Raw genomic sequence first — 17,941 nt, 5'->3', positions numbered from 1 at the left:
GTGATCTCCCCTGCCGGTTTCATATGACCATGGACTCACGACGAGCTCCAGCAATTGCCGTGCCCGCAGCGGCATTCACACCAATTCATTACGGAAATGCGCGGCATCCCATCAGGCGGTCATGCCTTTCCCATGGCCGGGCTTTCCGCCGCGCGGCGCGGCCCGCCTCCGCTCGCGCTGACAGGTCACGGCGTCGCTCCTTCCTCGGCGGGCATCTCCCAGCCGAGCAGGCGCATGGCCTTGCGGGCGACGGGCGGAGCGCCGTACACGCGGAGCCGCCGTCCCTGGCGGATCAGGGCCTGCTCGGCCCGGTGCAGGAGAGCCAGGCAGCCGACGTCGATGAAGGCGAGGCGCCTCAGGTCCACGTGCAGGTCCGAGGTACCGGGAGCCGTCATGGTGCGCAAGGTGGCGGCGAGGAGGTCCCGGGTGGACAGGTCGGCCTCGCCTTCGAGCCGAAGCAGCAGGGGGTGGGGGGCGGTGACGACCTTCAGTAGTCCGTCCCGGGTCTCGGTGACGCCTGGACGCGGACTGGGCAGGCTCATCGTCCCGTGATGGACGGGCTGAACGAGCGAGATCGGAGGAGTGGACAGCTCAGCGTAGGGAGTCATGCGCACAGCCTGCTCGCCGCACCACGAGATCGCGCCTGGGGATGTCACTGGCCGATACCCAGGTCCTCCCGGGCGCACGCAGGGCACCAGTGCATCGGCCAGGGTCTTCCCCGGCGCGGTCCAAGGCCATGCAGAGCAAGCCTGGAGAGACGTCTTGCGCAGGTCCTTCGGAGCCCCGATCCGGCAGAGCCCGCGCACCTACTCCCCCTGGTAGGGCCGTCGGCCCCGGTCGGTTGGGAGATGCCTGTGAAGGAGCCCGCATGACCACCTCTCTCAACGAACTCGCAATCACCGGGCCGCTGCTCACCGGCCTCGATCTGGACGGCGGCCGGCTCCGGGAACTGCTGTCGCTCGCGGCCCGGCTGAAGGACGGAGCGGCCGGCGAACCGGCCGCGGAGCCGCTGCGGGGCAAGAGCATCGCGCTGGTCCTCCAGCGGCCCGCGCCCCGCTCCCGCGCCGCGGTCGAGACCGCCGCCGCGGAGCTGGGCGCCGGCACCACCGTCCTGTCCGCGGCGTCCCTCCGGAAGCCGCCCGCCGCCACCGCCAGGGCGCTGAGCAGGGACTTCGACGGCATCGCCTACGCCGGCACCGACCACGACGCCCTCGTCCGGCTCGCGCGGGCGGCGACCGTGCCGGTCTGGAACCTCGGCACGGACTCCTGGCGTCCCGTCCAGGCCGTCGCCGACATCCTCACCATGCGGGAGCTGGACGGCGGCGACCTCGCCGGCATCGCCTTCTGCTTCACCGGCGACGCCCGCGCCCCCATCGCCGCGTCGCTGCTCACCACCGGCGCGAGCCTCGGCATGGACGTGCGGATCGCCGCCCCCGTCCACATGCGCCCGCCCGCCGGCGTCCTCAGCCGCGTCCACGACCTCGCCCGCCGCAGCGGCGCCCGCGTCCTCATCACCACCGACGCCCGCGACGCCGTCGCCGGGGCGGGCTTCGTCCACACCGCCGCGTGGGTCACGACCGACCTGCCGTTCCACAGCCTGCTCGCACGCGTGCAGGCCCTCGTCCCGTACCGCGTCACCGGGCAGCTCCTGCGGGCCACCGGCCGGACGGACGCGCGGTTCATGCACGGCCTGCCGGCGGTCCACGACGCCGAGTCCCCGGTCGGCCGCCGCCTCTACCGGCAGTTCGGGCTCACCGGCGCCGAAGTCACCGAGGCGGTCTACGGATCGCCGCAGTCCGTCGTCGTCCAGCAGGCCGCCAACCGCGTACCGGCCGCCAAGGCGCTTCTGCTCAGCGCCTTGGCGCCGGCGCGATGAACACCTGAGGGCCCTTCTCGCGCCCGGTTCCGGTCGGCGATCCAAAGAAAAGTTCGACGGCTTGTCGATCCGCCGGACCGCCGTTCGACCTCTGGGTGACGGTCCCCTCCACGGGGCCGGCCCGGACGCGTTCAAGGGAGCATTCCGATGGGATTCATCAAGTCCAGCCTCTTCATCTCGCTCGACGGTGTGATCGAGGCGCCGGAGACCTGGCACTTCCCCTACTTCGACGACCAGATGGGCGCCGTGGTCGGTGAACTGATGAACGAGGCCGAGGCGACCCTCCTCGGCCGGACGACCTACGACGGGTTCGCCGCCTACTGGCCCGACGCCGACCCCGCGGACCCGATGACCAAGGCCATGAACAGCGCCCGCAAGTACGTCGTGTCCACCACGCTGACCGAGGCCACCTGGGAGAACTCGACGCTGATCAACGGGGATGTCGCGGCGCGGCTGGCCGAGCTCAAGGCCGGCACCCGGCTCGGCACGACGGGCAGCGCCGCCCTGGTGCGCTGGATGCTCGGGCAGGGCCTGGTCGACGAGCTGCACCTGCTCCTGCACCCGATCGTCGTCGGGCATGGCGACAAGCTCTTCACCGACGGCGAGACGGTGCCTTTGAAACTGGTGTCCTCCACCACCTTCGAGGGCACCGGCGTGGTTCACCTCGTCTACGCCAACGCCGACTCGTCCACCGGCTGAACCCGCGAGCCTCATCATCGCGCGCCCCGACGAATTGCCTCCGGGCGCGGCGCGTTTGGCGATCCGAATACCGGGTGCCGTTACCGCTTTCTCTGCGCGTAACCGAGGCATTGCGCGGCTATACGGTGCATTGAACGCGAGGCACGTAGGCTCCTTGGCATGCGTGCCGCCCCGCGCCGGGGCGGCACATTCCAGCCGGGGGAACGACCTTGCCGGAACGGTACGGCCCGCAGTTCGGGCCCGACATCACCTTCCTGGGCGTGCCCCGATGCACCTGGTCGGAGCCGTCCACCTACGCCGACGCCGATGTGGTCATCCTCGGGGCGCCGTTCGACGGCGGCACGTCCCACCGGCCGGGGACCCGGTTCGGGCCGCAGTACATCCGCAAGACCTGCTACCTGCCCCAGATGGGCTCGCGGCCGTCGCTGGCCCTGCGGGTGGACGGCCTCCAAGGCGACCTCACGGTCTACGACGCCGGCGACGTCGAGATGTACTCCGGCGACGCCGAGCGCTCCGTCCGCGACCTGCAGAAGGCCGTCTCCACCGTCGCCCGCACCGGGACGATCCCGCTCATCCTGGGCGGCGACCACACGATCGCCTGGCCCGACGCCGCGGGCGTCGCCGAGCACGTCGGCGCGGGCCGCGTCTCGATGGTCCACTTCGACGCGCACGCCGACACCGGAGACGTGGCGTTCGGCTCGCTCATCGGGCACGGGCAGCCGATGCGGCGGCTGATCGAGTCCGGCGCGGTGCGCGGCGACCGGTTCCTGCAACTCGGCCTGCGCGGGTACTGGCCGGGGCCGGAGACCCTCGACTGGATGGCCGGGCAGGGCATGCGCTCCTACGAGATGACCGAGATCGTCGCGCGCGGCCTGGACGCGTGCCTGACCGAGGCGTTCCAGATCGCCACCGACGAGTGCGACGCGGTGTTCCTGTCGGTCGACATCGACGTGTGCGACCCCGGCCACGCCCCCGGCACCGGCACGCCCGAGCCCGGCGGGCTGACCGCGCGGCAGCTCCTGGACGCGGTCCGCCGCGTCACCTACGAGCTGCCGGTCGCCGGCGTCGACGTGGTCGAGGTGTCCCCGCCCTACGACCACGCCGACATCACCTCGGCGCTGGCCAACCGCGTCGTGCTGGAGGCACTGTCGGGCATCGCCCGGCGCCGCCGCGACGCCCGCGACGGCACCTCCTGGGACCCCCGCCGCCCCCTCCTCGACGGCCGTTCCACCGACGGCTGACGACGGCGAGCGATCCGTGGGCCCCGGCCGCGGGGACGACGCCGTCCGATAGCATCTGCGCCATGTCTGCCGCTTCGTGCGCGGCCGCCTGCGCCGCGGTGACGAGGACGCTCCGCTAGCGGCGGGGCGTTCCTCCACCACCTGACAGAACGTCCGGCCGCTTCGCCGTTCAGCCGAAGCGGCACATTCGTGCTGCTCGGAACCTCTTCTGAGCAACGGAGCACTCGGTGTTCTCAGGCATTCTCTCCGCGCGCCGGGACGCATCGTCCCCGGCGCGCGCGTGGCTGGTGCTGTGCAGCCTGGCCATGCTGCAGTTCTTCATCGCCGTCGACGTGACCGTGGTCAACGTCGCGCTGCCCTCGATCGGCGCCGCCCTCGGCGCGGACGGCCACGCGCTGACCTGGGTCGTGGTCGGCTACACGATCACCGGCGGCGGGCTGCTGATGCTCGGCGGCCGGCTCGGCGACACGCTCGGCAGGCGCCGCGTCCTGCTGCTCGGCACGGCGCTCTTCGGCGCGGCGTCGCTGCTGGCCGGGCTCGCGCCGTCCTTCCCAGCGCTGGTCGCGGCCCGGCTGCTGCAGGGGGCCGGCGAGGCGCTCGCGCTGCCGGCGGCGATGGCGGTGATCGTCCTGCTGTTCCCCGAGGGGCCGCGCAGGTCGCGGGCGCTGAGCGTGTGGGCGGCCGTCGCGAGCTGCGGGCTCGTCCTCGGGTTCGTGGTCTCCGGGGCCGTCACCGAGCTGCTCGGCTGGCGGTGGATCTTCCTGATCTCCGTCCCGTTCATCCTGGCCGTGCTCGCCGCCGCGGTGCTGCTCGTCCCGGGCGAGCGGCCCGCCGGGCGCGCCCCGCTGGACCTGCCCGGCGCGTTCCTGCTGACCGCGGCGCCGCTGCTGTTCACCCTCGGGGTCGTCGAGGCCGGCGCGGCGGGCGGCACGCCGCCCTGGCTGCCGCCGGTCGCGCTGGCCGGGGCGGTGGCGGCCGGGGCCGGGTTCGTCCGGGCCGAGCGCCGCGCGCCGGACCCGCTCGTGCCGCCGCGGTTCTTCCGCAACCGGACGCGCGTCCTGGCCAACCTCGCCACGGCCCTGCTGAGCGCGGCGCTGTCCGCCTCGTTCCTGCTGTTCAGCTACTACCTGCAGGACCGGGCGGGCGCCGGCCCGCTGCGGGCCGGCCTGACGATGCTGCCGCTGGCGGTGTCGCTGATCGCGGCGTCCGTCCTGGTCCCCCGGCTGCTCGGACGGTGGGGCGCGCGGCGCTGCGTCCTCGCCGGGATCGGCTTCACCGCGCTGGCGATGGCCTCCATCGCGCTGGTCGCCCGCACCGGGGCCGCCGGCCCGGCGCTGGTCCCGGCCATGGTGCCTCATCGCCGCCGGGATGGGGTTCGGGATCGTCGGGCTGCAGTACGTCGCGGTGACCGGCGTGACCGAGTACGACGCGGGCATCGCCTCCGGCGTCCAGCGGGCCGCCGACCAGCTCGGCGGCTCCACCGGGGTCACCCTGTACGTCGGCGTCGGGTTCGCGCCCGCCCTGGACGGCGCCGACCCGTTCCTGGTCGCCGCCACGGCGGCCATCGCCGGGCTCGGGGCGGCGGCGCTCGTCGTCCGGCGGATCTCCGCGCCCGCCGGGGCGCTGGAGGAGGCCGTCGAGTGACGGCTACCCGGTCCCGCCGGCCCCGTGGACCACCGCCACCGGGCAGGGCGCGTGCTGGACGAGCGCGTGGCTGACCGACCCCATCAGCAGGCCCCGGAAGCCGCCCAGGCCCCGGGACCCGACGACGAGCAGGCGGGCGCCGCCGGCGGCGTCCAGCAGGACGCCGCGCGGCGGCCCGGTGACGACGGAGATCCGGACGTCCACGCCGGGATGCAGCTCGCGCAGCGGGATCATCAGCTGGGCGAGCCGCTTCTCCGCCGCGTCCCGCATGCCGGCCTCGTCCACCAGCGGCGGCAGGTCCCCGGGCGGCGGCGCGGCCCAGGCGGTCACCGCGTGCACGGACGCCCCGTGCAGTCCGGCCTCGGCGAAGCCCATGGCGAGCGCGGCCCGGGACGCCGGTGAGCCGTCCACGCCGACGACCACGCAGTCCTGGCCGGTCCGGGGGCCGCGCTCACCGCGGGCGATCACCACCGGGCAGGCGGCGTGCGCGACGACCTGGGCGCCGACCGATCCCAGCACCAGCCCGGCGAAGCCGCCGAGGCCCCGCGGGCCCAGCACGATCAGGTCGGCGCTCCGCCCGGCCTCGATCAGCCGCTCGGCGGCCGGTCCCTGGACGAGCAGCCCGCGGACCGGCAGGCCGGGGGCGGTCTCGCGGACGTGCGCGACGCCGCCGTCCAGGGTCTCCTGGGCCAGGGCCCGCAGGTCCACGGCCGGCACCGCGACGGGGCCGCCGAGGAAGGCGTCCCACACGTGGATCACCGTGAGCGGCAGCTCCCGGACGCGGGCCTCCTCGGCGGCCCAGTCCAGGGCCAGGATCCCGTTCTCGGAGCCGTCGTAGCCCGCGACGATCCCGGTGATCGGCTGTGCGTTCATGCGGCCCCCCGTGCCTTGCGCCTCCATGAGTCCGTCACCTCCAGACTCACCGGCAAACCGCCTACCCGGGAGAGCCGTCCGTCCGAGCGAGAGGGGACCTTCGCCCGCGACCAGGACATGGCCGGGGACGCGGGCATGGAGCGGCTGCTGGAGCAGATCCACGACATCACCGGCCTCCGGGTGGCGACCGGCGCCGGGCGACTTCGCCGCCGCGCTGCTCGACTTCGTCCGGAAGGCGGCGGTTCGGTAGCGTCGGGCGGCATGCGGGTTCATGTGGGGTGCGCGATGTGGGCGCACGCGCGGTGGCAGGGCCGGTTCCTGCCGCCGGCGCTGCCTCCGGCCGAGCGGCTGCGCGCCTATGCGAGCTGGTGCGACGCGGTGGAGGGCAACACCACCTTCTACGCGACGCCGGCGCGGAGCGCGGTGGAGTCGTGGGCGGAGCAGACCCCGCCGGACTTCCGGTTCCTGCTGAAGCTGCCGAAGACGATCACGCATGAGCGGCGGCTCGCGGACGCCGGCGAGGAGCTCCGCGCGTTCCTGTGGGCGATGGAGCCGCTGGGGCCGCGGACGCACGCGCTCTGGGTGCAGCTCCCGGGCTCGTTCGGCCCCGGTGACCTCGGCGCGCTGGCCGGTTTCCTGCGCGGGCTCCCCGCCGCCCACCGGTACGCCGTCGAGGTGCGGCACCGGGCCTTCTTCGAGGACGACCGGAGCGCCCGCGACCTGGAGCGGGTGCTCGGCCGGGCCGGCGCCGAATGGGTGCCGTTCGACACCACCGCGTTCTTCACCAGCCCGCCGACCAGCGACGCCGAACGGGACGCGTGGACGAAGAAGCCGCGCGTGCCGCGCCGGTCGGCGGCGCTCACCGACCGGCCGATCGTCCGCTACCTCGGCCGGGACGACACCGAGCGCACCGTCGAGGGCTGGCGGTTCTGGGTGGAGAAGGCCGCCGCATGGGCGCGCGAGGGGCGCTCGCCGACCGTGTTCGTCCACACCCCCGACAACGCCGACGCCCTGGAGCTGGCCCGCCGCTTCCACGAGGAGGTGCGGGCCCTGGCGCCGGAGGTGGAGCCGCTGCCGGAGCCGGTCCCGGCGGAGCCGCCCACCCTCTTCTAGGACGTCACGCGCGTCCGGGCGTCACTCGCCCGCGTCCAGCATCGCCCGCGTGGCCTCGTCGACGATGTCGCGCATGGCGCGTTCGGCGGCGTCGGCGTCGCCCGCCTGGACGGCCTGCGCCACCTCCGCGTGCCAGCGGATCGCGGCCGGCTCGGGGCGGGCGGGCATCAGGTGGTGGTGGGTGCGGCCGGCGAGGACGGCGGCGACCAGGCCGCTGAGCGCGGCCATCATCTCGTTGCCGGACGCCTCCAGCAGCGTCCGGTGGAAGAGGACGTCCGCGGTGAGGTAGGACTCCAGGTCGCCGGACCGGCCGTGCACCGCCATGTCCATCACCGCGCCGGTCAGCGTGCCGCACTGGGCGGGGGTGGCGCGGCGGGCGGCGAGCGCGGCGGCGGCCGGCTCCAGCCCGCGGCGCAGCTCGCCGAGCGAGCGCAGCTGCTCGTCGCGGCCCGCGCCGTCCAGCCGCCAGCCGATGATCTGCGGGTGGAAGACGTTCCACCGCATCCGCTCGGCGACCGTGACGCCGACGCGGCGGCGGCTGGTGACCATGCCCATCGACTCCAGGACGCGGATCGCCTCCCGCACCACCGACCGGGACACCCCGAACCGGGACTCCAGCTCCTCGATCCGCAGCACCGCGCCCGCGCCGAGCTCGCCGGACGTGATCAGCATGCCCAGGCGGTCGAGGACGCTGCCGTGCAACCCGGCCTGCGGGATGTCCATCATGGCCCAATCATCACACGAATCTCGGCATCACTCGCACAAAGATATGATTTTTAGCCCCGATCTCTTGTAAAAAGCAGGTCATTGCGGTCACACTCGGGCGGACCATCCACCCCTCCTCGCTCCCCGGAGGATGAGAAATGCACACGATCGTGCTGGCCGCGGCGCCGGCCGCCGACGGCGGGCGGCTCGTGCCGGCGGCGCTCGCCGGCATCGCGCTGATCGTCGTCCTGATCACCTACTTCAAGGTCCACCCCTTCCTCAGCCTGACGCTCGGCTCGCTGCTGGTCGGCGCCATCGCCGGTCTTCCCATGGCGGACACCTTCGAGGCCTTCGGCCAGGGCTTCGGCAAGACCACCGCCGACGTCGGCGCGCTCATCGCGCTCGGCGCCATGTTCGGCAAGCTGCTCGCCGACTCCGGGGGCGCCGACCAGATCGTCGACACCATCGTCGGGCGGTCCAGGCGCGCCCTCCTGCCGTGGGCGATGGCGCTCGTCGGCGCGCTCATCGGCCTGCCGATGTTCTTCGAGATCGGCCTCGTGCTGCTGATGCCGGTCATCTTCCTGGTCGCGCGCCGCTCGGGGCTGTCGCTCATCGCGGTCGGCATCCCGGCGCTGGCCGGGCTGTCGGCCATGCACGGGCTCGTCCCGCCGCACCCCGGGCCGCTCGCCGCCATCGGCGCCCTCAAGGCCGACCTCGGCCTCACGCTGGGCCTCGGCGTGCTCGTCGCGATCCCGACGGTCGCCCTGTCCGGCCCGCTGTTCGCCCGGTTCGCGGCCCGCTGGGTGGACGTGATGCCCCCGCAGCTCTACGTCGACCCCGGCGAAGAGGAGGAGACGAGCCTGGCGAAGGAGGGCCGCAAGCGCCCGTCGTTCGCCGTCACGCTCGCCACCGTGCTGCTCCCCGTCGTGCTGATGCTGGGCAAGGCCGTCGCCGACATCACCCTCGACGAGGGCGGGACCCTCCGCACCGTCCTGGACGACCTCGGCACGCCGCTGATCGCGCTGCTCATCGCCGTCGTCGTCGCGATGTTCACCCTCGGCCTCGGCTCCGGCATGGACCGCCGGGCCGTCTCGTCGTCCACCGCGGAGTCGCTGCCGCCCATCGCCGGGATCCTGCTGATCGTCGCCGCCGGCGGCGGGTTCAAGCAGACGCTGATCGCCACCGGGATCGGGGACCTCGTCGCCGACTGGGTCAAGGACAGCGGGTTCTCCGTGCTGCTGCTCGCCTGGCTGGTCGCCGTCCTCATCCGGCTGGCCACCGGGTCCGCGACCGTCGCCACCGTCACCGCCGCCGGCATCTTCGTCCCGCTGGTCGGCGCCCTCGACAGCGGCGAGACCTCGCTGCTCGTGCTCGCGATCGGCGCCGGCTCGCTGTTCTTCTCGCACGTCAACGACGCCGGCTTCTGGCTGGTCAAGGAGTACTTCGGGCTCAGCGTCGGGCAGAACATCAAGACGTGGTCGCTCATGGAGACCGTCATCTCGGTGTCCGGCCTGGTGTTCGTGCTGCTGCTGAACCTGGTCGTCTAGCGGGGGCGCGGGCCCGGGGCGTCCCCGCCTTGGGCCCGCGCCCACCGATACCCGATCATGGAAGACGGAACACCCACCCACGGGCGGAGCGAGACGATGCGCGTCATTTCTGAATCACACCTCGGAACCGTCCTCGCGGGCCTGCCGGGGCGGCCGCGGGTCGTGGCGGGCGGCAACTTCGCCACCCCGCGCCGGGCCCTCGCCGTCCTGGACGCGGCCGCCGCCGAGTACCGGCTGTTCATGCTCAACGCCCAGGGCGACCTGCCCGACCGCGACGGCGTGGACCTGGAGACGCCGTTCGTCGGGGCGGGCATGCGCGGGCACGCGCGCCTGCGCTACTTCCCGTCGCGGCTGTCGCTCGTCCCGAACCTGCTGAAGGGGTCGCTGCCGCCCGACGTCGTCATCCTGCAGACGTCCACGCCGCGCGACGGGACGGTGTCGCTCGGCATCGAGGTCAACATCCTGCCCGCCGCCGTGGAGGCCGTCCGCGCCCGCGGCGGGCTCGTCATCGCCCAGCTCAACCCGCGCATGCCCTACACCTTCGGGGACGCGGTCATGGCGGTGGACGAGATCGACTACGCGATCGAGTCGGACGAGCCGCTCGCGAACCCGGTGCCCCGGCCGCCCGGCGACACCGCCCGCGAGATCGGCGGCCGGGTGGCGGCCCTCGTCCCCGAGCGGGCGACGCTGCAGCTCGGCATCGGCGCCGTCCCGGACGCCGTGCTCGCCTCGCTGCTCGGCCGCCGCGGCCTCGGCATCTGGTCGGAGATGTTCAGCGACGGGGTCCTCGCGCTGGAGAAGGCGGGCACGCTCGACCCGGACACGCCGATCACCGCGTCGTTCGCGTTCGGCGGCGAGGAGCTCTACGACTGGGCCGACCGCAACGAGCGCGTCCGCATGCTGCGCACCGAGAAGACCAACGACCCGAGCCTGATCGCGCGCCGCCCCCGGCTGGTGTCGGTGAACTCGGCGCTCCAGGTCGACCTGTACGCGCAGGCCAACGCCAGCCGGGTGCGCGGCGTGGTCTACTCGGGGTTCGGCGGGCAGACCGACTTCGTCGTGGGGGCGCTGCACTCCCCCGGCGGCCGAGCGATCATCGCGCTGCCGTCCTGGCACCCGCGCGCGGACGTGTCCACGGTCATCCCGCGGCTGGCCGGGCCCGTCACCTCCTTCCAGCACAGCTTCATCGTCAGCGAGCAGGGCACCGCCACGATCTGGGGCCACGACTCGCTGTCGCAGGCGCAGCAGCTCGTGGACGAGGTGGCGCACCCGGACGCCCGCGACGGCCTGCGCGAGCAGGGCCGCGAGCTCGGCTTCCCGCTGCGCTGACCCCGGTCAGGAGGCGGCCTTCGCCCGCGCCTTCCCCTTGCCCGCCTTCTTCTTCGCGCTCTTGCCGCCCTTGCCGTTCTTCGCGTTCTTGTCGGCCTTGTCGGGCTTCGGCGTGGCCTTCTTCGCCACGGCCTTGGCGGGACGCTTCTTCGCCTCGGCGTCCTTCTTGGCCTCCTTGCCCTCGGCCTTGGCCTCGGCGTTCTTCTTCGGCTTCTTGCCGTTCTTGGACGGCTTCGGCGCCGGGGCCTCGACCGGCGCGGCCACCGCCACGGCGGCCTCCGTCTCCGCCGCAGGGACGGCGGCGGGGGCGTCCCCGGCGACCCGGGTGCGGAACGTCTGCCCGGACCGGAACCGCGGCACCTGCGCGGCGGGGACCTCGACCGGCAGCCCGGTGCGCGGGTTGCGGGCGCTGCGGGCGGGCCGGGCGAAGCTGTCGAACGTCCCGAACCCGGTCACGGTGACGCGCTCCCCGGCGGACACCCGCTCCATCACGGTGTCGAACACGGCGTCCACGTGCCGGCGGGCGGCGGCCTCGTCGCTCCCCGCGCGCTCCGCCACCATCTTGACCAGTTCACTCCGGTTCATGCGCCATGCCCTTCACTGTGGCGATATGTGCTGCTCAGCGTAATGGGGCGCGGCCGTCCGGGCCCCTCACTTGCCGATGAACCCCCGGGACTGCAGCCAGGTCTCGGCGACCTCCGCCGGCTCCTTGCCCTCGATGTCGACCTCGCCGTTCAGCTCCCGCAGGACGGAGTCCGTCAGCGCCGCCGCGATCGGGTCCGCGATCTTCCCGATCGCCGGGTGGTCCCGGTAGACGGAGTCGCGGACGGTGAGGGCGGGGTTGTAGACGGGGAAGAACCTCTTGTCGTCCGGGACGGGCGTGAGGCCCAGCGCCTTGATGCGCCCGTCGGTCGTCGCGACCTCGCCGAAGGCGCACGGCTCGCCCTTGCCGATGGCGTCGTAGATGGCGCCCTCGGCCAGCGTCGCGACCGACGACTTCGGCAGCGTGAACCCGTAGGACTTCTGCAGGCCGGGCCATCCGTCGCTGCGCCCGGCGAACTCGCTCGCGACGCACGTGGACGCCTTGGCCGGGTCGGTCTTCGCCAGCGCGGCGTAGTCCGACAGGTTCTTGATCCCGAGCTGCCGCATCGTCGTCGTCTTCACCGCGATGGCATAGGTGTTGTTCGCGGGCGCCGCCGCGAGCCACTTCACCTTGTTCTTCGCGAGGTCCTGCTCCGCGACCGCCTTGTACTGCGCGGCCGGGTCTCCGATCGGCTCGGTCTCCTTCAGGTAGTTGATCCAGGCCGTCCCGGTGTACTCCCAGTACATGTCGATGCTGCTGGACGTCAGCGCCGCGCGCGTGGTGTTGCTGCCCTGGAGCCCGCACTTCTCGCGGACGGTCGCGCCCGCCGAGCGCAGCGCGAGCGCGGTGACCTGGCACAGGACGAGCTGCTCGGTGAACTCCTTGGACCCGACGGTGAGCGTGGCGCCGTCCAGCGAGTTGCCCTCCGCCAGGCTGCCCGCCTTGGCGTCGGTGCCGCCGGAGCTGAAGCATCCCGCGGTGAGGGCGACGGCGGCCAGGGAGACGGCGACGGGTGATCGTCGGATGGTGGGCAGGCGCATGGTGACTCTCCTCTGGGGTTCAGACGCCGCGGGGGCGGACGACGTGCTCGACGAGTCCGATGAGCCAGTCGGCGGCCATGGCGAGCACGGCCGTCAGGACGCTGCCGGTCAGCAGGATCGGGGTCCGGTTCAGCGCGATGCCGGTGTTGATGAGCTCGCCGAGCCCGCCCGCGTTGGTGAAGGCCGCGAGCGTCGCGCTGCCCACGTTGAGGATCACCGCGACGCGGACGCTGGCCAGGATCACCGGCACCGCGAGCGGCAGCTCGACGCGGAACAGCACCGCCGTCCGGGACATCCCGATGCCGCGCCCGGCGTCGATGAGCGACCGGTCGACGCCCTGGAGTCCGACCATGGTGTTGCGCAGCACCGGCAGCGCCGACACGAGGATGAGGGCGATCACCGCCTTCTGGAAGCCGATGCCGACCGTGACCGCGAGCAGGACCAGCACCCCGATGGACGGGACGGCCTGCCCCACGTTCGCGAGCGCGAGGAACGGCGCGGACAGCCGGCGCAGCCGCGGCCGGGTCAGCAGCACCCCCAGCGGGATCGCGATCGCGAGGACCAGCGCCGTGGACACCGCGACCAGGCCGACGTGCTCGCCGAACTGCCGGACGACCTCGTCCCGGTCGATGGCGCGGCGCTCGATCGGGTCGAGGTCGAGCCCGCGCACGTAGAGGTAGAGCGCCGCGCACACCAGCAGCAGGAAGACGGGCGTGACGAGGAGGCCGGCGCGGCCCCGCGCCTCCTCCCCCGCGGCCGTCCGCTCCGGGACGGCGGTGACGGTCATCGCCCACCGCCCGCCGCCGGGGTCTCCCTGACGATCGCCGACCAGGAGACCGAGCCGGCGGGCCGTCCGTCCTCGTCCAGGACGGTCGCGGTCTCCGCGCCGGCCCGCAGCATCGCGTCGAGCGCCTCGTACAGCGACTGGTCGGCCCGGACGGTCGCGCCGCTCGCGCTCCCCTCCGTGGCGGCGGGCAGCGCGATCGAGCCGACCTCGACGAGCCGGAGCCTGCGCATCGCCGCGCCCGTCCCGACGAACGACGCGACGAACTCGTCGGCGGGCTGGGCGAGGATCTGCGCGGGCGTGTCGTACTGGACGAGCCTCGCCCGCCGCCCGAGCATCGCGATCCGGTCGCCGAGCTTCAGCGCCTCGGTCAGATCGTGCGTGACCAGCACGATCGTCTTGCGGATCCGGCCCTGCAGGTCCAGGAACGCGTCCTGGAGCCGCTCCCGCGTGATGGGGTCGATGGCGCCGAACGGCTCGTCCATCAGCATCGCGGGCGGGTCCGCGGCGAGCGCGCGGGCGACCCCGACGCGCTGCTGCTCGCCGCCCGACAGCTCCTTCGGGTACCGGCCCCGGTACGTGCCGGGGTCGAGGCCGACCATGTCGAGCAGCTCGTCGACGCGGTCCCGCACGCGCCGCTTCGGCCAGCCGAGCGTGCGCGGGATGACCCCGATGTTCGCGGCGATCGTCATGTGCGGGAACAGCCCGACCTGCTGGATGACGTACCCGATGCGGCGGCGCAGCTCGTCGGGGTCGGCGCGGGTGACGTCCTCGCCGCCGAGCAGGATCCGGCCCGCGGTCGGCTCGATCAGCCGGTTGATCAGCCGCAGCGTGGTGGTCTTCCCGCAGCCGGACGGCCCGAGCAGCACGACGATCTCCCCGTCCCGGACGCCGAGCGTCAGGTCCTCGACCGCCGGGGCGTCCTGGCCCGGGTACCGCTTGCTCACCCCCTCCAGCCGGATCATCTCCCGGACGGCGGTGCTCTCGGTGACGGCGGCTTCGGTCATCGCAGCCCCCTGGCGGTGGTGAGGCGGGACAGCACGACGAACAGCAGGTCGAGGACGAGCGCCAGCACGGCGACGCCGAGCGTCCCGGCGAGGGTGTCGTTCAGCGCGTTCGCCCCGCCGATCCGGGCCAGCCCGCCGAAGATCAGCTCGCCGAGGCCGGGCCCCGCGACGGCGGCGGCGATCGCCGCGATCGCGACCGTCATGATCGTGGCCACCCGGATGCCGGTGAGCACCACCGGCCAGGCCAGCGGCAGCCTGATCCGCAGCAGCCGGCTCAGCGGGCTCATGCCCATGCCGCGCGCCGCCTCCTCCACCGCGCCCGGCACGCCGTCCAGCCCGGTGATGGTGTTGCGCAGGATCGGGAACACCGCGTACAGCACCAGCGCGGTGATCGTCGGTGCGAGGCCCAGCCCGAACAGCGGGATGAGCAGGCCGAACAGCGCCAGCGACGGGACGGTCAGCAGGGTGCCCGCGACGCCGAGCGCGAGGGCCCGCGCCCGCGGGCGGTCCTCGACGGCGATCCCGAGCCCGATCCCGACGACCGCCGCGACGGCGACGGCGATCAGCACGACCTCGGCGTGCTCGGCGGCGAGCCGGGCGATCGTGGGCCAGCGTTCGGAGAGGTAGTCGGAGAAGCTCATCGCCGCCTCCCGGCGGCGGGAGCCCGGGCGAGGAGGGTACGGCTCGCGTCTCCCATACCTCAGAGGCTGCCTACGGATGATCAGTTGTGCAATGGCCGATCGGTCATCCCGGAGTGTCGCGCAGGTGCCGCAGCAGCAGGGCCAGGTCGAGCCGGCGCCGGCCGCCGGGCGCGGAGAACGCGAAGCCGAGCCGCGCCTCGGCGTACGCGAGCCGCGCGGCGATCGTGCTGTGGTGCCGGTGCACCTTCGCCGCGGCCCGGCGGGCGGAACCCGTCGCGCAGAACGCGGCGAGGACGGCGATGAGCCCGGCGCCGTTCGGTTCCCGGGCGAGCTCGTCCAGCACGGCGACGTCCGCGACCTCGGCGATGTCCTCGTCCCGCATCCGCGCGGCGACCACCGCGAGGGCGCCGAGCCCGTCGTAGTGGACGACGTCGGAGCCGAGCCCGGCGAACCGCAGCGCGGTCCGCGCACGCCGCCACGACACGGGCGCCTCGATCGCGGGCAGGGCGGGACCGACCCCGACCCGCACGCCTTCCGGCACCCGCTCGGGCAGCGCCCCGCCGAGAACCGCGCGGACCCGCCCGACCGGCACCGCGTGCCCGCCCACCGCGACGTCCCCGTCAACGGCGAGGACCCGCATGACGGCCCCCGGTTCGATCCGCAGCATCCGCAGGGCCCTGGCGCGTTCGAGTTCCCCGGCCTCGCTCGAAAGGGCCACCTCGGCGAGGCCCTCACCGCTATCCCTCGGCGCGGGCTCCAGCAGGAACCGGGCCGCGATCGCGAACCGGTCGAGGATGATGTCGTCCAGCGGCAGGGGCGCGTCCCGTCCGAGCCACACGTGCCCGCTCTCCGAGAACTCCCTGACCTGCCGGCGCCCGCCCGGCGGCTCCCCCGCCGCCAGCGACAGGCCGGCGTCGACGAGCCCGGCCGGGCATTCGGCGAGCCGCGCGGTCTCCTGGACGAGGACCCGCGCGCTCGCCCCGGCCGCCATCAGCCCGTCGAAGAAACTGATCACCCGCACCGCGGTCTCCGCGTCGGCGTCCAGCGCCGAAAGCCGCAGGATCAGGCCCTTCATGACGGCAGGGTACGGCACCCGACGACCGGCGGTCAGCGGGCCGATTTTCCCGGCGGCCGTCGGCTGGGCACGGCGGCCCCGGCGTCCGACACTGAGGACGCCGGCCGCGTGAGAGGAGCCCGTGGTGACCTACGCCTACGACCCGGAACTCGCCCCCTGGATCTCGATGATCCCGCACCTGACGATCGCCGACGTGGAGAAGGTCCGCCGTGAAGAGGCGGAGATGTTCGGGGACAAGCCCGCGTACGAACCTCCGGTCCCGGTCGAGACCCGCGACGTCACCGTGCCGCCGGGCGTGCCCGTCCGCGTCTTCCGGCCGGCGGAGCACGACGGCCCCCTGCCCGGCCTCGTCTACATCCACGGCGGCGGGTTCGTCCTCGGCTCCGTCGACCTCTACCAGGACGACACGACCGCGATCGCCGCCGAGGTCGGCGCCGTCGTCGTCTCGGTCGAGTACCGCCTCGCCCCCGAGCACCCCTTCCCCACCGGCCTGGAGGACTGCTACGCCGCCCTCACCTGGACCGCCGAGCACGCCGGCGAACTCGGCATCGACCCGGCCCGCCTGGCGGTCGGCGGCGAGAGCGCGGGCGGCGGCCTGTCCGCGGCGGTCGCGCTCCTGGCCCGCGACCGCGGCGGCCCCGCCCTGTGCTTCCAGCTCCTCGGCGTCCCCGAACTGGACGACCGGCTCGACACCCCGTCCATGCGCGCCTTCACCGACACGCCGATCTGGCACCGCCCCAACGCGGAACTGAGCTGGGACTACTACCTCGGCGAAGGCGTCCGCGGCACCGCCGGCGTCTCCCCGTACGCGGCGCCCGCCCGCGCCGAGGACCTGTCCGGGCTGCCGCCCGCCTACGTCACCACCTGCGAATTCGACCCGCTGCGCGACGAGGGCCTGACCTACGCGATGCGGCTGGTCCAGTCAGGCGTCCCGACCGAGATCCACCACTATCCGGGCACCTTCCACGGCTCGACCCTCGTCCCGCAGGCGGCCGTGACGAAGCGGATGAACGCCGACCGCCTCGGCGCCCTCCGCCGCGCCCTGCACCCCTAGAGCTCCAGCACGAGGCGGGGCCCGCGGGCCCGGGACACGCAGATCATCATGAACCCCCCGTCCGCGCGCTCCGCCTCGCTCAGCACCGAATCCCGATGGTCGGGCTCACCGTCGAGGACCACGGTCTCGCACGTCCCACAAGTGCCCTCCCGACAGGACGAAAGAACGCTCATACCCGCCTTCTCCACGGTCTCCAGAATCGAGCGACCAGCCTCGACCCGCAGCGTCCGCCCACTCAGCGCCAACTCAACATCGAACGCCTCAACAGGCCCGGAGACCGCCTTCGGCGAGAACCGCTCCGTACGCAGCACACCCGCCCCGCACCGCTCCTCAACCGCCGCGAGCATCGCCTCCGGCCCGCAGCAGTAGACGAGCGCGCCCTCCACCTCTCCCAAGACCACATCAAGATCGAGCAGCCCCCGCTCGTCCTGCGGCCAAACGTCAACACGCTCCCCGAACCGCGACAGCTCCTCAAGAAACGCCATGGAGGAGCGCCGCCGCCCGCCGTAATACAACCGCCAATCAGCCCCCGCCGCCTCGGCCGCGGCCACCATCGGCAGGATCGGCGTAATCCCGATCCCACCCGCAAGAAACACGTAACGAGGCGCGTCCTCCAGCACAAAGTGATTCCGAGGCCCGCGCGGCGGCCGTTCCGCCGTGCACGGTGGTCGTCCCGCCGCCCGTCCCCTGGACGACGAACGAGTTGTTGATGAACGGGGTCGTGCCGCCC

18 protein-coding genes are annotated in these 17,941 nt (G+C 73.6%); 8 read left to right on the top strand and 10 right to left on the bottom strand.

Annotated elements, in window-relative coordinates:
- Positions 1-185: 185 nt before the first annotated feature.
- Positions 186-608, bottom strand: coding sequence for an STAS domain-containing protein (locus ETD96_RS03375; protein WP_138633841.1), 423 nt, complete (start codon positions 606-608; stop codon positions 186-188).
- A gap of 260 nt (positions 609-868) precedes the next feature.
- On the opposite strand from ETD96_RS03375, the gene ETD96_RS47445 reads away from it, so the two are divergent.
- From ETD96_RS47445 to ETD96_RS03355, 4 genes are all read left to right on the top strand, one after another.
- Positions 869-1,876, top strand: a complete 1,008-nt coding sequence (locus tag ETD96_RS47445; protein ID WP_171068833.1) for a Rossmann-fold NAD(P)-binding domain-containing protein — start codon at positions 869-871, stop codon at positions 1,874-1,876.
- A gap of 147 nt (positions 1,877-2,023) precedes the next feature.
- Positions 2,024-2,575, top strand: coding sequence for a dihydrofolate reductase family protein (locus ETD96_RS03365; protein ID WP_138633835.1), 552 nt, complete (start codon positions 2,024-2,026; stop codon positions 2,573-2,575).
- Between the two features lie 209 nt (positions 2,576-2,784).
- Positions 2,785-3,816, top strand: coding sequence for an agmatinase (gene speB / locus ETD96_RS03360; RefSeq protein WP_138633832.1), 1,032 nt, complete (start codon positions 2,785-2,787; stop codon positions 3,814-3,816).
- 227 nt (positions 3,817-4,043) lie between these two features.
- Positions 4,044-5,534 carry an MFS transporter gene (locus ETD96_RS03355; RefSeq protein ID WP_240807166.1) on the top strand — a complete coding sequence of 497 codons (1,491 nt, stop codon included), beginning with the start codon at positions 4,044-4,046 and terminating at the stop codon, positions 5,532-5,534.
- On the opposite strand, the gene ETD96_RS03350 is transcribed toward ETD96_RS03355, so the two are convergent.
- Positions 5,464-6,333, bottom strand: coding sequence for a universal stress protein (locus tag ETD96_RS03350; RefSeq protein ID WP_138633829.1), 870 nt, complete (start codon positions 6,331-6,333; stop codon positions 5,464-5,466). The two genes, ETD96_RS03355 and ETD96_RS03350, sit on opposite strands and share 71 nt — an antisense overlap.
- A 117-nt stretch (positions 6,334-6,450) precedes the next feature.
- Between ETD96_RS03350 and ETD96_RS03345 the strand changes: the two genes are divergently transcribed.
- Positions 6,451-7,446: a DUF72 domain-containing protein gene (locus ETD96_RS03345; protein ID WP_240807165.1), complete on the top strand. Its 996-nt coding sequence runs from the start codon at positions 6,451-6,453 to the stop codon at positions 7,444-7,446.
- Between the two features lie 21 nt (positions 7,447-7,467).
- Here the strand turns inward: ETD96_RS03345 and ETD96_RS03340 are convergent, their stop codons facing one another.
- On the bottom strand, positions 7,468-8,172 hold the full coding sequence (locus tag ETD96_RS03340; protein WP_138633826.1) for a FadR/GntR family transcriptional regulator: 705 nt from the start codon (positions 8,170-8,172) through the stop codon (positions 7,468-7,470).
- Positions 8,173-8,309: 137 nt separating this feature from the next.
- Here ETD96_RS03340 and ETD96_RS03335 point away from each other — a divergent pair, with 137 nt between their 5' ends.
- Both ETD96_RS03335 and ETD96_RS03330 read left to right on the top strand, forming a co-directional pair.
- Positions 8,310-9,698, top strand: a complete 1,389-nt coding sequence (locus tag ETD96_RS03335; protein WP_138633823.1) for a GntP family permease — start codon at positions 8,310-8,312, stop codon at positions 9,696-9,698.
- 96 nt (positions 9,699-9,794) lie between these two features.
- Positions 9,795-11,027, top strand: coding sequence for an acetyl-CoA hydrolase/transferase family protein (locus tag ETD96_RS03330; protein ID WP_138633820.1), 1,233 nt, complete (start codon positions 9,795-9,797; stop codon positions 11,025-11,027).
- 6 nt (positions 11,028-11,033) lie between these two features.
- Here the strand turns inward: ETD96_RS03330 and ETD96_RS03325 are convergent, their stop codons facing one another.
- From ETD96_RS03325 to ETD96_RS03300, 6 genes are all read right to left on the bottom strand, one after another.
- Entirely contained in the window at positions 11,034-11,612 is a 579-nt protein-coding gene (locus tag ETD96_RS03325) for an HU family DNA-binding protein (RefSeq protein ID WP_138633817.1), read from the bottom strand.
- A 66-nt stretch (positions 11,613-11,678) separates the two neighbouring features.
- Entirely contained in the window at positions 11,679-12,650 is a 972-nt protein-coding gene (locus ETD96_RS03320; protein ID WP_138633814.1) for a glycine betaine ABC transporter substrate-binding protein, read from the bottom strand.
- 19 nt (positions 12,651-12,669) lie between these two features.
- Complete coding sequence (locus ETD96_RS03315; RefSeq protein ID WP_138633811.1) at positions 12,670-13,437, bottom strand: ABC transporter permease; 768 nt, start codon at positions 13,435-13,437, stop codon at positions 12,670-12,672.
- Positions 13,434-14,441, bottom strand: a complete 1,008-nt coding sequence (locus ETD96_RS03310; protein ID WP_205719087.1) for an ABC transporter ATP-binding protein — start codon at positions 14,439-14,441, stop codon at positions 13,434-13,436. Before ETD96_RS03310 ends, ETD96_RS03315 begins: the two co-directional genes overlap by 4 nt.
- Complete coding sequence (locus ETD96_RS03305; protein ID WP_138633808.1) at positions 14,438-15,082, bottom strand: ABC transporter permease; 645 nt, start codon at positions 15,080-15,082, stop codon at positions 14,438-14,440. Before ETD96_RS03305 ends, ETD96_RS03310 begins: the two co-directional genes overlap by 4 nt.
- A gap of 103 nt (positions 15,083-15,185) precedes the next feature.
- Positions 15,186-16,157 carry a helix-turn-helix domain-containing protein gene (locus ETD96_RS03300; protein ID WP_138633805.1) on the bottom strand — a complete coding sequence of 324 codons (972 nt, stop codon included), beginning with the start codon at positions 16,155-16,157 and terminating at the stop codon, positions 15,186-15,188.
- Positions 16,158-16,281: 124 nt separating this feature from the next.
- Between ETD96_RS03300 and ETD96_RS03295 the strand changes: the two genes are divergently transcribed.
- Positions 16,282-17,211: an alpha/beta hydrolase gene (locus tag ETD96_RS03295; protein WP_138633802.1), complete on the top strand. Its 930-nt coding sequence runs from the start codon at positions 16,282-16,284 to the stop codon at positions 17,209-17,211.
- Here the strand turns inward: ETD96_RS03295 and ETD96_RS03290 are convergent.
- A complete protein-coding gene (locus ETD96_RS03290) occupies positions 17,208-17,831 on the bottom strand; it encodes a flavin reductase family protein (protein WP_205719086.1) in 624 nt (207 codons plus the stop codon). The genes ETD96_RS03295 and ETD96_RS03290 overlap by 4 nt on opposite strands.
- Between the last annotated feature and the right edge of the window lie 110 nt (positions 17,832-17,941).

It is taken from the genome of Actinomadura geliboluensis, from assembly GCF_005889745.1.
GTDB classification, from domain to species: Bacteria; Actinomycetota; Actinomycetes; order Streptosporangiales; family Streptosporangiaceae; genus Spirillospora; species Spirillospora geliboluensis.
Note: the sequence above shows the minus strand (reverse complement) of the source record. Positions and strands in the feature narration are given on the sequence as shown.